The following is a 13,350-nucleotide window of genomic DNA, read 5'->3' on the forward strand; positions in this document are numbered from 1 at the left end:
GGGCCGGCGGGGCGGGCGCGCGTGGCGGCGACGGGCCGGGCGGAGCCGAGGGGGACGTCGCGGGAGGGCGCGAGGGCGGTGTCGTGGAGGGGCCGCGCCGGCTCCAGCGGTCGGAGGTGCCGGCCGACGCCCGGTTCTTCGGGCTGGGCGGGCGGGCGTCGGGGCCCCGGCTGCGTGACGGGACGTACCGGTTGTGGAACACGGATCCGGGGGGCGCCTTCGGGCCGGGCGACGATCCGCTGTACGTGACGATGCCCGTCCAGGTGGTGGTCGCGGACGTGGGCACGCACCTGGCGTTCTACGACAACTCGTGGGACGGGCGCATGGTGTTGCGGGAGGGTGAGGAAGGGGCGGGTTCCGGCGTGGACCGGCCCGGGACGAGCGAGCTGCGGCTGGAGGGCGGGCCGGCCCGGTGCTGGGTGTTGACGGGGACGCCGGCGCGGGTGCTCCAGGGCTGGTCGGGGCTGACGGGTGCGGCGGCGGTGCCGCCGGAGTGGGCGCTGGGGTACCAGCACGCGCGGTGGGGGTTCGGGAGCGCGGCCGAGGTGCGGCGGGTGGTGGCGGGGTACCGGGAGCGGGGGTTGGCGCTGTCGGCGGTGCACCTGGACATCGACCACTACGACGCGCACCGGGTGTTCACGGTGGACCGGGAGGCGTTCCCCGATCTACCGGGCCTGGCCGATGAGTTGGCGGGTCAGGGGGTGCGGCTGGTGTCGATCGTGGATCCGGCGGTGAAGGCGGGGGACGCCGTGCACGCGTCCGGGCTCGCCGTGGGCGCGCGGGGGGCGTTCGTGCGGGACGCGCGGGGCGAGGAGGTCCGGGGCGAGGTGTGGCCGGGTGAGTGCGCGTACCCGGACTTCACGGATCCGGTGGTGCGGGAGTGGTGGGGAGGGCTGTACGAGGAGCGGCTCGCGCAGGGGTTCTCCGGTTTCTGGCACGACATGAACGAGCCGGTGTCCTTCGCGCCGTGGGGGGATCCGACGTTGCCGAGGTCGGCCCGGCACGCGATGGACGGGGCGGGCGGGGACCACCGGTCGGGGCACAACGTGTACGCGCTGGGGATGGCGCGGGCCGGGTGGGAGGGGCTGGTGCGGCTGCGGCCGCGGGAGCGGCCGTTCCTGTTCTCGCGGTCGGGCTGGGCGGGAATGCAGCGGTACGGGGGCTCGTGGTCCGGGGACGTGGAGAGCAGTTGGGAGGGGCTGCGGGCTTCGCTGGCGCTGGTGTTGGGGCTCGGGCTGTGCGGGGTGCCGTACTCGGGTCCCGACGTCGGGGGTTTCGGGGGTTCGCCGTCGCCGGAGTTGTACCTGCGGTGGTTCCAGCTGGGGGCGTACCTGCCGCTGTTCCGTACGCATTCGGCGCTGTGGGCGGGGCGGCGGGAGCCGTGGGAGTTCGGGCCGGAGGTCGCCGAGCGGGCCGCGGAGGTGTTGGCGGAGCGGGAGCGGCTGCGGCCGTACTTCGTGACGTTGGCGCACCTGGCGCGCCGGACGGGGGCTCCGTACGTGCGGCCGCTGTGGTGGGGCAACCCGGAGGACCGGGTGTTGCGCGACTGCGAGGACGCGTTCCTGTTGGGGGACGCGCTGCTGGTGGCGCCGGTGCTGGAGTGCGGGGCGGACCGGCGGGCGGTCCGGCTGCCGCGGGGGCGCTGGTACGACACGGTGACGGGGGCCGCGTACGAGGGGCCGGGGCAGGTGCTGCTGGATGCTCCGCGGGGTCGGGTGCCGGTGCTGGCACGGGCGGGGTCGGTCCTGCCGGTGCGGGGTGCGGACGGGTCGGTGGTGCTGGAGGCGTGGGCTCCGGCGCGGGGGCGTACGGGGGGCGGGGTGGTGATCCGGGACGCGGGGCCGGGGTTCGGGGCGGGCACGGTGGAGCGGTACGCGGTGCGGTGGGCCGGGGAGTCGGTGGTGGTGGAGGACGAGACGGGCGGGCTCGTGCGGGACGTGACGGTGCGCGGGCTGTGAACGTCCGGGGCCCGTCGTCGAATCCCTTCGTCGCCGCGAGGCGGGCGGGAGTTTGACGACAGGTTCCGGGCGGACGGCGGGTTCGGGGCTGTGGCGGGGGTGTGGTGCGCCTGTAGCGGGGCGCGCCACGGTGGTTCGGACCGGGGCCGGACCGGGGACTGGACAGGGTGCGGGGCGGGCGTGGGGAGGAGGCCGGCGATGGTCTGGGCGAGCCCGGTGAGGGCGGTGTGGCCGGTGGGGCGGCGGTGGCCGGGGGTGCGGTGGCCGGGGCGGGAGGCGGTTCCGGGGGCGGAGGCGGTCGGGGCGTGGCAGGCGCTGACGGTGTGGGCCGTCCTGCTGGTGGTCCGGGATCGGGCGGGCGGGTCCCTGGTGGGGCCGGCCGTGGACGCGGCGACCGCTGCCGGGGCCGGGTTCCTGCACGGGCTGCTGCTGGTGCGGCCGGTGGCGGCGTTGGGGCGGCGGAGCGCCGGGCGCGGCGGATGGCCGGAGCCGGTCGTCGTCGGCGGGCTGCTCGCCACGGTGTCCGCGGCGGTGGCCGTGCCGGTGTGCTGGTGCCTGGGCTCCTGGGCGGGCGGGGCCGGTGCGGGGCCCGGGTTCGGCGCGGTGTGGGTGTGGACGGCGGCGGCGGGCGTGCTGCCGCTGCTCACGGGGGCGTTCGTGCGGTCCTGGCCGGTTGCGACGGGGGCGCTGTGGCGCGGCGGTGCGGTGGCGGCGGGGACGGTGGTGGGGGTGGTGGCCCTGGCGGGAGCGCTGGCGGATCTGCGGTTCTAGTGCTGGACCTGTCGCCGGACTCCGGTCTGCCTCGCGACGTCCGGCGGGCGGGCACGTTGCCCCGCCCGGGGCGGGCGGAGCGGCTGTGGCGGGCCGGTTCAGGCGTAGCGGCCGGCGAACCAGGCGGCGGCGGCCCGGGTGTGGAGGGGGAAGGCCAGTTCCGAGGGGGTGCGCAGGACGTGCCAGCCGGTCGTCTCGTCGGTCGGGACGGACGGCGGGAGCGCGGCGACGGGGCGCGGCGGCAGGAGGCCGAAGACGAGCAGGTGGCCGTGCGGGGAGCTCATCACGTCGGCGAGCGCGACGTCGGAGGCCGGGGCCTCGATGCCGGTCTCCTCGCGGAGTTCGCGGGCGACCGCCTCGCGCCAGTCCTCGCCGAAGTCCACGAAGCCGCCGGGCAGGGCGACGCCGCCGAGGGCCGGTTCGATGGTGCGGGTGATGACCACGAGACCGGTCCCGGACGCGTCCTCGACGGGGAGGAGGACGATGGCCACCGGAAGCGGGTTGCGGTAGGCGCTCGTTCCGCAGCCGGCACACCTGCGGGGCCAGTCGGACGTGTCGAACGGGGCTCCGCAGGTGGAGCAGTGCGAGTCCCTCAGGTGTGCCGGCATGCGGTGATGGTATGCCAAGGGGCATGAGGATGACCTGGGTTGCGGCGGTGCGGGTGGTGGCTGCGGTGTTGGTGGCGCAGGCGGTGTTCGTGGCGCCGGCGGACGAGGCCGGTGCGGCGAGTGTGACGAACGCGGCGAGTGCGGCGGGCGCGCCGGCTTCCGTGGCGCGGTCCGCCGGGTTCGTGGCGTTGCGGGACGTCGATCCGAGCGTCGGCCAGGACATGCGGTACGCGGGTCGGCGGAACTTCACGGGTGCGGTGGTGGACGGGTACGAGGAGCCCGTGTGCCTGCTCGCCCGGCCGGCCGCCGAGGCATTGCGGCGGGCGCAGCGGGAGTTGTCGCGTTCGGGGTACTCGCTGAAGGTGTTCGACTGCTACCGGCCGCAGCGGGCGGTGGACCGGTTCGTGCGCTGGGCCGGGGACGGAACGGACCAGGCCACGAAGGCCGAGTTCTATCCGGGGGTGGACAAGTCGCGGTTGATCCCGGAGGGGTACATCGCCGCGAGGTCGGGTCACAGTCGTGGGAGCACGGTCGACGTGACGGTGGTGCGGCTGCCCGCGCGGCGGGAGTTGGACATGGGGACCGCGTTCGACTTCTTCGACCCCCTGTCGCACACCGACGATCCGCGGGTGTCCGGGGCCGTGCGGGAGAACCGGGGAGTCCTGAAACGGGTGTTGGGAGCTCAGGGGTTCGTGAACCTGCCCGAGGAGTGGTGGCATTTCACGTACCGGCCCGAGGCGCATCCGGACACCTATTTCGATTTCCCGGTCGCTGTCGCCTCCGTCCGCCCGTGAGTACCGTGCCCGCATGACTTTCAGCTCGTACGAGGAATTCTGGCCGTACTACGTCGCGATGCACTCCCGCGCCGCCACCCGCTGGGTCCATCTCACCGGCACGCTCACCGGGCTCGCGCTGAGCGTCTACGGGGTGGCGCGGGGGCGCAAGCGCTACCTCGCCGCGCTCCCCCTGATCGGGTACGGGACGGCCTGGCCGGCGCACTTCCTGATCGAGGGGAACAATCCGGCGACCTTCGGCCATCCCGGGTGGTCGCTGCGCGGGGACGCGCGGATGATCCGGATGATGCTGGCCGGGCGGGACGCGGAGCTGGGCGAGATCGCCCGGAAGTGGCTCGCCGAGAACCCGTGCCAGGGCCGCCCACCCGTGACAGACTTCTGACGATCCGTCAGAAGTCTTATCGGGGAGGGGCCTTGGAACGCACACGCACACCCGTCGTGAACGGCTGGTTCACCGAGGACGGTCCGGACGGCGGCTTCCGCCTGCTCGGCACCCGCTGCTCGGCCTGCGCCGCCGTGTTCTTCCCGCGCGAGGACGCGTACTGCCGCAATCCGCACTGCGCGGGGGACGGCGAGCTCACCGAGGTGCCGCTGTCCCCCCGGGGCCGGGTCTGGTCCTGCACCGACGGGCGCTACCGGCCGCCCGCGCCGTACGTGTCCGACCCCGACGCGCCTTGGGAGCCGTACACGCTGGTCGCGGTGGAACTGGAAGCGGAGGGGATGGTCGTGCTGGGGCAGGCGGCGCCCGGCGTGGGGGTCGCCGATCTCGCGGTCGGTACCGAGGTGGAGGTGGTGGGCGGCGTTCTGGACGAGGACGCCGACAGCGTCCGGACCACCTGGCGGTTCAAGCCTGTGGGAGGGGCCTCGTGAGCGCCGACGTCGCCGTCCTCGGGGCCGGCATGCACCCGTGGGGCAAGTGGGGCCGCAGCTTCGTCGAGTACGGGCGGGCGGCCGCCGTCGCGGCGCTCGCCGACGCGGGCCTGGAGTGGACGGACGTGCGGTCGATCGTCGGCGCCGACACCGTGCGCTCCGGATATCCGGGCTACGTCGCCGGCGCCACCTTCGCGCAGGCCCTCGGCTGGCAGGGCGCCCGGGTGACCAGCGTGTACGCGGCCTGCGCCTCCGGGGCGCAGGCGATCGGGGCGGCCCGCGCGCAGATCCTCGCGGGGCTGGCCGACGTGGTGCTCGTGGTGGGTGCCGATGCCGCGCCCAAGGGGTTCTTCGCCCCGGCGGGCGGCGAACGACCGGACGATCCGGACTGGCTGCGGTTCCGGCTGCTGGGCGCCACGAATCCGGCGTACTTCGCGCTGTACGCCCGCCGGCGGATGGCCCTGTACGGGGACACGGGCGAGGACTTCGCGCTGGTCAAGGTGAAGAACGCGGCGGCGGGGGCGCTCAACCCGAACGCCCGCTACCGCAAGGAGGTGACCGCCGAGGAGGTGGCGGCCTCGGCGGTGGTGGCCGATCCGCTGCGGCTGCTCGACATCTGCGCGACCTCGGACGGCGGCGCGGCCCTGGTGCTGAGCAGCATGGGGTTCGCCCGGGCGCGGGGGATCACGGAGCCGGTGCGGATCCGGGCCGTGTCGACGGTGACGCCCACGTATCCGCGTACGGTGCTGGACCTGCCGGACATCGCCACCGACTCCACGGTGGCCGTGTCGCCGTCCGGGGAGTCCTTCCGGGCGTCGATCGCGCGGGCCGCCTACGAGGAGGCGGGGATCGGCCCCGGCGACCTGTCGCTCGCCGAGGTGTACGACCTCTCCACCGCTCTGGAGTTGCAGTGGTACGAGGACATCGGGCTGTGCGGTGAGGGCGAGGGGGCCAAGCTCGTACGGGACGGGGCGACGGCGCTCGGCGGGCGGGTGCCGGTCAACGCGAGTGGAGGTCTGGCCTCCTTCGGGGAGGCGGTGCCGGCCCAGGCCATCGCCCAGGTGTGCGAGCTGACGTGGCAGCTGCGGGGGACGGCGGGGGCGCGGCAGGTGCCGGGTGCGCGGGTCGGGATCACCGCGAACCAGGGGTTGTTCGGCCACGGTTCGGCGGTCGTGGCCGTGCGGTGAGGCGCGGGGCGGGCCGTGAACAGGGGGTGTTGTCCGAACGCTTGACGACCCCGGATGGCGGGTTCACACTCTCCCCACGGTCCCGCGCCGCGACCGGGACCCCCCTGATCCCCCCATGAGAGCTGCGGTCCGTACCCCAGTCGGCGGGGGTACGGGCCGCCTCCATGTCGGGTGCCCGCCGCGGTGCCCGGGGCGCCCCGGTCGTCGGGCTCCCCCCGTCGGACTCCCCCGTCAGGCTCGCGCCGTCAGGCTGCGGCGGCGTTCCCGGGCGAGGGACATGGCGTGTTCCACGACGCCGACCAGGACGTCCTTGACGGACTCCCGGTCGCGGGCGTCGCAGAGCAGCACCGGTACCCCCGGGTCGAGGTCGAGCGCGTCGCGGACGGTGACCACCGGGTGGCGGGGGGCGCCGTCGAAGCAGTTGACCGCGACGACGAAGGGAATGCCGCGCCGCTCGAAGTAGTCGATCGCCGCGAAGCAGTCGGCGAGCCGACGGGTGTCGGCGAGGACCACGGCGCCGAGCGAGCCGTGCGCCAGTTCGTCCCACAGGAACCAGAACCGGTCCTGTCCGGGCGTGCCGAAGAGGTAGAGCACGAGGTCCTCGCGCAGGGTGATGCGGCCGAAGTCCATGGCCACGGTCGTGGTGGTCTTGCCCTCCACCCCTTGCGTGTCGTCGATGCCGACGCCCGGCTCGGAGAGGCGTTCCTCCGTGCGCAGGGGCCGGATCTCGCTCACCGCACCGACCAGGGTGGTCTTGCCCACCCCGAAACCGCCCGCGACCAGGATCTTCAGGGTCAGCGGCTCGACCGGCGACACGGCATGCATCGCGCCGGTGCGGCTAGAGCGCCCGAAGGCCATTGATCACCTCACGCAGTATGGATTCGTCGGGGAGTTCGGCCGGCGGGACCGGCCGGGTCACGTGGACCAGTTCTTCGTCGACGAGGTCCCCGATCAGGACCCTGACCACGCCGATGGCGAGGTCGAGGTCCGCGGCGAGTTCCGCGACCGACTGGGGGCGTTCCCGGCACAGCCCGAGGATGTGGGCGTGTTCCGGGGCCAGGGTCAGGTCCCAGATCGGATCGTCGGCCGCCGGTTCGGCGATGACGAGCGCGATCAGGTCGAGCCGGTGCCGGCCGGAGTGGCTGGTCCGGCCCCTGGTCATGGCGTAGGGACGTACGACGGGACCCGCGTCGTCGTCGAACCAGTGGGGGTGGCCGGGCTCGGACGGAGCGTCGGGGGTTCCCGGGGTGCTCAGGGCGTCGGTGGGGTGGTCCTGTCCTGAATCGCTCATCCGGTCCGACTCACCCTCCGGCTGGCAGTCCGGTGCGCGGGGCGGTCGCCAGGTGGTCGCCGACGCGCTTCACCATGAGGGTCATCTCGTAGGCGACCTGGCCGACGTCGGATTCGGAGTCGGCCAGGACGGCCAGGCAGCTGCCGTCGCCGGCGGCCATCACGAACAGGAACGCCTCGTCGAGTTCGACGACGGTCTGGCGGACCCGGCCGGAGTCGAAGTGCCGGCCGACTCCCTTGGCCAGGCTGTGGAATCCGGACGCGACGGCGGCCAGGTGCTCGCTGTCCTCCCGGGTGAGGTCCTTGGAGCTGCCCGTCGGCAGGCCGTCCCCGGAGAGGACGACCGCCTTGCGGATGCTGGCGACCTTGTCGACGAGCTCGTCGAGGAGCCAGTTCAACGGGCCGCGGCCCCTGCTGTCGTTTCCGGTCTGCGGTGCGGTCATCGACCGTCCCCTTCGTTCTCGTGCGCGGGACCGGTGGCGGCGGGGGTGCCTGTCCCGGTCTCGGACTGCTGCTGCGCGTGCTGGTTGCGGCCCGCGGTCCAGCCCCGTTGGAGGGCGGACATGCGGGTGCGTACGTCTTCGGCGTCGCGGTCGGTCACCTGGTCGGTGGTGGCCTCGGCGGCGGCTCCCGGTCCGTTCTTGAGCTGGGGCGCCAGGTTGGCCTGCCGGACCCTGCGGGGCAGGCCGCCGGGGCCCGCGGCGGGCTGCGTACGGCCGGCCTCGGGTCCGGCGCCGGTTCCGATGGCCGGCTCCGCCCGTACCGCCCGGGGTTCCACGCGGCGGCCGTGCTCGGCGACGAGGGTCGGGGTGGGGCGGCGCCGTGGCAGCGGGACGGTTCCGTCGGGGCGGGCGGTGTCGGGGTGGGTGCGCTCCAGGCGGACCGGGCCGGTCGACGCCGCCGGCGCCCGCTCCGCGGCGGCTCCCCGTGAGCGGTTGCGGCCGCCGTCGGCCTCCGGGTACGGGCCGTCGCCCCGGTCGCGGTGCCGGTCGGCGCCGCGGTCGCCGATCCGGTCGCCCTTCCAGGCGGAGCCGCGCTCGGGGTGCCGGTCGCCGTGCGGCCGGTCGGCCGAGCGCAGCCCGAGCAGGGCGCTGCGGGGGATGCCGCCGGGCGGGGTCTCGTCGTCGAGGGTGGCCATCGGAGGCCGGGCGCCGGCGGCGGCGAGGTCGTCGACGGCGCCCGGGCCGTCGAGGGCCTCCAGGCCGAGGACGCCGAGCGGGCCCTCCAGCTCGACCGGGCCGTTGAGCACACCGGCGGGGAGCGGGTGGGGCGGCACGGCCCGGTCGACGGCCAGGGGCGCCGGACGGCGGGGGCCCTTGCCGGCGGGGCCGCCCTTGACGCCCTTGGCGGCCTTTCCGCCGCCCACTCCGCCGAGGCCGTTGAGGCGGATGCCGGTGCCGTTGGTGTCGGGGGCCTCGGTGAGGAGTTCGGCCGGGAGGAAGACCACCGCGGTGGTGCCCCCGTACGGGCTGGGCTGGAGGACGACCTTCACGCCGTGGCGGCGGGCCAGCCGGCTGACCACGAACAGGCCCAGGCGGTCGGTGTCGGAGAGCTCGAACTCGGGGGTCTCGGCGAGCCGGAGGTTCGCGTCGAGGAGGGCCTCGGGGTTCATGCCGAGGCCGCGGTCGTGGATCTCCAGGGTGAAGCCGTTGGCCACGCGCTCGCCGTGGACCTGGACGGCGGTGTGCGGGGGCGAGAACACGGTGGCGTTCTCCAGCAGTTCCGCGATGAGGTGGGTGACGTCGGCGACGGCCGGTCCTTCGATGCCCAGGCGCGGCAGTCGGCGCACCTCGACGCGCTCGTAGTCCTCGACCTCGGCCACGGCGGCCCGGACGACGTCCATCAGCTGCACGGGCTTGCGCCACTGGCGGGAGGGCGCGGCGCCGGAGAGGATCACCAGGCCCTCGGCGTGGCGGCGCATGCGGGTGGTCATGTGGTCGAGGCGGAACAGGTCGGCGAGTTCCTCGGTGTCCTCGGTGCGCCGTTCCATGGTGTCGAGGAGGGTCAGCTGGCGGTGCAGGAGGACCTGGTTGCGGCGGGCCAGGTTCACGAACACCTCGGAGACGCCGCGGCGCAGCTCGGCCTGCTTTACGGCGGCTTCGACGGCGGCCCGCTGGAGCGAGTTGAGGGCCAGGGCCACCTGGCCGACCTCGTCCTTCTCGAACTCCAGCCGGGGCGCCTCGGTCTCCACGTCGACGGTCTCGCCGGCCGCGAGGCGGCGCATGACGCCGGGCAGACGGACGCCGGACGCCTCGTGGGCGTCCTTGCGGAGCCGGGACAGGTCGCGGATCAGGTCGCGGCCGATGCGGACGGACAGGACGAGGGAGACGGCCAGGGCGATGAACCCGAGGACGCCCGCGACGGCGGCCTGGACCAGGACGCCCATCGCCACCGGTTCGACGCGCTCCTGGTAGCGGTCACCCGCCGCGGTGCCCATCCGGGCGAGGTCGTCGAGGACCTTGCCGGAGGCCTCGTCCCACTGGGCGGCGGTGACGGTGCGCGGGGGCTTGACGGCGCCTCCGACGATGAACCGTTCCTCCACGTCGCGCAGGGCCTTGGTCTCGGGTCCCTGCCAGTACTGCTCGAAGAGGGTCCGGTCCTCGGCCGGGAGGATCGCGAGGTTGAACTCGTACAGCAGGGTGCGGTTCGCGGCGAAGCCGGACACCCGGCGGACGTCCTCGGCGGTGACCCGGCCCGCCGCGAGGGCGGAGGCGATGACCGCGTCCTGGCGGGAGAGGGCCTCGCGGGCGCGGGTGACGCCGACGAGGGCGCGACCCTGCTTGTCCATCTCCACGTCCTCCAGGGCGTGGAGGTTCATCAGGAAGGCGTAGCAGGGGTCGACGAGTCGGCTGTACAGCTCCAGGGCCTGGCCGGGGTCGAGGGCGTTGCGGTCGACGGAGTTGCGCAGCGCCGAGATGCCGTGGAAGGCGTCGAGGACGGAGCGCAGTCGGTCGGCGGACCGGGGGGCGAGCTCGTCGGTCACTTCGGGGTCGGCGGCGTTCTCGGTGAGGCGGCGGAACATCGCGTCGGTGGCCGCCCGGCTCTTGGTGAGTTCGGTGGTGGCGGTGGAGGCGCGGGGGTCGCCGATGACGACGAGGCTCTGTCGGCGCTCCTTCTGGAGGACCCGTGCGACGTCCTCGACGGGGTAGCCGACCTTCTCGATCACGTAGGAGACGTCGAGCAGTTGTACGGCCTGTCGGCCGGTGATGACCGTCGCGAAGCCCCAGAGGGCGGTCAGGGAGACGAGCGGCACCAGGAGCAACGCCACGATCTTCCGGCGGATGGATTTCCCGCGAAAGCGCATGGCCTCCCCAGCCTCCCCCAGCTCAACCCGCTTTTCGGGGGTCGGTGTTCCGTCATTTAAACGGCGTGAGCCTACTACTGACACGGAGCCGCCCCGAAGGCATGTCCGGACGTTTTCGGCCTGTCCCCCTTGCAAAGATCACCAGTTATCCGATACTTCCGGTCAAGTCAGGCCCGATTTGTGGCAGATGACACTCCATGGGGTGTCGGTTCCCTTCACGTGACGGATGGCTGGAATTCTTCGTTCCGGGTGGGTGGGCGGTGACGGTCGTGTCCGGGATGCGGGAATCTCCTGGCGACCCCGTACGTCTGACAGGACGTGTGGGCGCGGGTGTGGCGGGCAGGCGTGGGAGCAGGCTTGGCGGACCGCGCGGTGGGGAGTGGGCGGACCATGAGGATGTACGAGGACGACGGCGTGACGACGGAGGCACCAGGACGCGGCCTGTGGGTGGACGAGCCCGCCCGGCGGCCCCGGATGCCGGATCCGGTGCGGGCCTCCGCCGTGCGGGCGGTGCTGATAGTGGCGGTCACCCTGACCGAGGCCACCATCACGTTCTTCCTCGCGCTGACGGGCTCCTGGCTGGCCTTCCCGATGGTGATCTGCGGCGTCGCCGGGACGGTCGTGGCCACCTGGGGCGTGCTGGACGTGTGGATCACCCGACAGATGTGGAACCAGCGGCACGGCGTGCTGTCCGTGCCGAGCAGCGCCGCGTCACCGGGCCGGGGCTGGGGCGACGGCCGGGGCCCGGTGCCGGTCGCCCGTCCCCGGTAGGGCGGCGTCGGGGCCCCGCCCGCGGCGGAGCGCCGGCGCCGAGGCCGCACACGCCGGGTGCCTCAGGCAGGTGTGCCACGGCGGAACATGCGGGTCGCCGTGATCTCGCCGTGGATCGTCTCCCCGTCCGGTGACTGCTGGGGCAGTCCCGGGCGCAGGTGTTCCTCGACGCTGATGTACTTCAGGCCCGCCCGCAGGTCGGCGTCGTTGCGCAGCCGGATGACCAGCGGGAACTCGGCCAGGGCCGTGGTGTCGAAGAGACCCGTGGTGTACAGCAGCTGGACTCCGAGGGCGTCGGAGACGGCCCGCTGGAGTTCCAGCAGGTAGGTGGCGTTGGCGCGACCGATCGGGTTGTCGAGGAAGAGCGTGCCCGCGTGGCGGTGCTTGTCCCGGCCGCGGTCGTTGCTGCGCAGCGCCGCCATCGTGCAGTAGAGGGCGATGGCGGCGGTCAGCAGCTGCCCGCCGGAGAACACGTCGCCCATCTGACCGACCGGGACCCGCTCGGCGCGCAGGACCGCGTCCGGCTTGAGGATCTCCACGGCGATGCCCTTGGGCTCCAGCGCGGCCTGGACGCCGCGCAGCAGCAGGGACATGCCGTCACGGCGGCCCTCCCCGAAGGAGGCGGTGCTGTTCTTCTTGACGGCGGCCCGGGTGGCCTCGTCGATGACCTCGCCGAGCCGCTCGGTCAGGACGGCCTGGTCGGGTTCCTCGAAGCGGATCCGCAGGAATTCCTGGCCCGACCACTCCCCCAGGCCCTCGGGCAGCTGGGAGAGGCGCTGCGCGGAGCGCAACGTGGCCAGGGCGGACTCCACGAGGCCGCGCAGGCGGTCGACGATGCTGTCGCGGTTGCGTTCCAGCTGGGCGAGTTCGTCGGTCAGGACGCGCAGCCGGGGCGCGAAGGCCGTGGCCCAGGCGGCGGCGTGCTCCGGCAGGGCGGAGGCGGGCAGTTCGCGGATCTGCTGGCGCGCGGGGGTGCGCACCTGCTCGTAGCGGTTGGCGTTGGCGTGCCGGACGAGCACGTCGCTCGCCTCGCGGACGGCGGCCTCGGCGGCCGAGAGGTCGGCCGAGCAGGCGCGCAGGGAACGGCGGGCCTCGGCGGCGGACTGCCGGGCCTCCTCCAGACTGCCCGGGTGCGGCACCGGCTCCTGCTCGTCATCGGGGTGGGTGTGGTCGCGCAGCAGGTCCCGCAGCAGGGCGGACGTCTCCTCGAAGCCGCCGGCGCCGTCCTCCGCGGTGCGGTGGGAGCGCAACAGGTCCGCGTGGGCGGTACGGGCGGCGTCGACGGCGGCGCTGTGGGCGGCGAGCTGGGCGGTGGCGGTACGGAGGAGGCCCTGGGCCTGCTCGACGTCGGCCGGGATCAGTTCGTCGGGCAGCTCGGTGTGCGCCCCGCCCTCGGTGGGGGCGTGCCGTTCGGCCTCGCCGCGCAGCCGGCCGAGCTGCTCGCTCGCGGTGGACGCGCGCGACTCCAGCATCTGTACGAGGGTCTCGGCGCGGGCGGCCGCGGCCTGCCGGGAGGGTCCGTCGGCGCCGTCGGTGCCTTCGAGGAGCTGCGCGGCGCGGGTGCGCACCTTGTTGGTGAGCCGGTCGAGTTCGGCGAGCGCGCCGCTCTCGTCGCCCTCGGCGCGGGCCTGTTCGGCGCGCAGGTCGGCGCCGACGCCGACCTTCTCGTAGAGCCGGGAGGCGGCGCGGTAGGCCTCGCGGAGTTCGGGCAGCGGGGCCTTGGCCGCGCCCTCCGCCTCCTCGGGGAGGGGTTCGGGGGCGCCGGCGATCTCGGCGCGTTCGGCGCGCAGCGCGCGG

General features: G+C 74.3%; 11 protein-coding genes and 2 pseudogenes. 7 read left to right on the forward strand and 6 right to left on the reverse strand.

What is annotated here, in order from left to right; all coding sequences use genetic code 11:
* Together NOD94_RS36185 and NOD94_RS36190 are read left to right on the forward strand one after the other, a co-directional pair.
* A partial coding sequence (locus NOD94_RS36185; RefSeq protein WP_281210476.1) for a TIM-barrel domain-containing protein occupies positions 1–1,958 on the forward strand: 1,958 nt, incomplete at its 5' end.
* Between the two features lie 198 nt (positions 1,959–2,156).
* Positions 2,157–2,729 (forward strand): hypothetical protein, encoded by a 573-nt coding sequence (locus tag NOD94_RS36190; protein ID WP_281210477.1) that lies wholly within the window; start codon positions 2,157–2,159, stop codon positions 2,727–2,729.
* A 98-nt stretch (positions 2,730–2,827) separates the two neighbouring features.
* On the opposite strand, the gene NOD94_RS36195 is transcribed toward NOD94_RS36190, so the two are convergent.
* Entirely contained in the window at positions 2,828–3,337 is a 510-nt protein-coding gene (locus NOD94_RS36195) for an NUDIX domain-containing protein (RefSeq protein ID WP_281210478.1), read from the reverse strand.
* A gap of 29 nt (positions 3,338–3,366) precedes the next feature.
* On the opposite strand from NOD94_RS36195, the gene NOD94_RS36200 reads away from it, so the two are divergent.
* From NOD94_RS36200 to NOD94_RS36215, 4 genes are read left to right on the forward strand one after another with little or no spacing between them, the layout of a single operon-like run.
* Positions 3,367–4,131 (forward strand): M15 family metallopeptidase, encoded by a 765-nt coding sequence (locus NOD94_RS36200; protein ID WP_281210479.1) that lies wholly within the window; start codon positions 3,367–3,369, stop codon positions 4,129–4,131.
* A gap of 13 nt (positions 4,132–4,144) precedes the next feature.
* The gene (locus tag NOD94_RS36205; protein WP_281210480.1) at positions 4,145–4,513 is read left to right on the forward strand and encodes a DUF962 domain-containing protein; all 369 of its coding nucleotides are present in this window, start codon (positions 4,145–4,147) and stop codon (positions 4,511–4,513) included.
* A gap of 32 nt (positions 4,514–4,545) precedes the next feature.
* Positions 4,546–5,001, forward strand: coding sequence for a zinc ribbon domain-containing protein (locus NOD94_RS36210; RefSeq protein ID WP_281210481.1), 456 nt, complete (start codon positions 4,546–4,548; stop codon positions 4,999–5,001).
* Positions 4,998–6,188: a lipid-transfer protein gene (locus NOD94_RS36215; RefSeq protein WP_281210482.1), complete on the forward strand. Its 1,191-nt coding sequence runs from the start codon at positions 4,998–5,000 to the stop codon at positions 6,186–6,188. Before NOD94_RS36210 ends, NOD94_RS36215 begins: the two co-directional genes overlap by 4 nt.
* A 231-nt stretch (positions 6,189–6,419) precedes the next feature.
* Here NOD94_RS36215 and NOD94_RS36220 read toward each other — a convergent pair whose 3' ends face one another.
* From NOD94_RS36220 to NOD94_RS36235, 4 genes are read right to left on the reverse strand one after another with little or no spacing between them, the layout of a single operon-like run.
* Entirely contained in the window at positions 6,420–7,013 is a 594-nt protein-coding gene (locus NOD94_RS36220) for an ATP/GTP-binding protein (protein WP_281210483.1), read from the reverse strand.
* 13 nt (positions 7,014–7,026) lie between these two features.
* Positions 7,027–7,479, reverse strand: a complete 453-nt coding sequence (locus NOD94_RS36225) for a DUF742 domain-containing protein (protein ID WP_281210484.1) — start codon at positions 7,477–7,479, stop codon at positions 7,027–7,029.
* 10 nt (positions 7,480–7,489) lie between these two features.
* The gene (locus NOD94_RS36230) at positions 7,490–7,921 is read right to left on the reverse strand and encodes a roadblock/LC7 domain-containing protein (RefSeq protein WP_281210485.1); all 432 of its coding nucleotides are present in this window, start codon (positions 7,919–7,921) and stop codon (positions 7,490–7,492) included.
* Positions 7,918–10,782, reverse strand: a complete 2,865-nt coding sequence (locus NOD94_RS36235) for a nitrate- and nitrite sensing domain-containing protein (protein WP_281210486.1) — start codon at positions 10,780–10,782, stop codon at positions 7,918–7,920. The genes NOD94_RS36230 and NOD94_RS36235 overlap by 4 nt, the downstream gene beginning before the upstream one ends.
* Positions 10,783–11,172: 390 nt before the next feature.
* Here NOD94_RS36235 and NOD94_RS36240 point away from each other — a divergent pair.
* A pseudogene (locus NOD94_RS36240) lies at positions 11,173–11,493 on the forward strand (hypothetical protein); the annotation flags it as partial.
* A 122-nt stretch (positions 11,494–11,615) separates the two neighbouring features.
* Here the strand turns inward: NOD94_RS36240 and NOD94_RS36245 are convergent.
* Positions 11,616–13,350 (reverse strand): annotated as a pseudogene (locus NOD94_RS36245) (hypothetical protein); the annotation flags it as partial.

This window comes from Streptomyces sp. Isolate_45, assembly GCF_024721315.2.
In the GTDB taxonomy this organism is placed as follows: Bacteria; Actinomycetota; Actinomycetes; order Streptomycetales; family Streptomycetaceae; genus Streptomyces.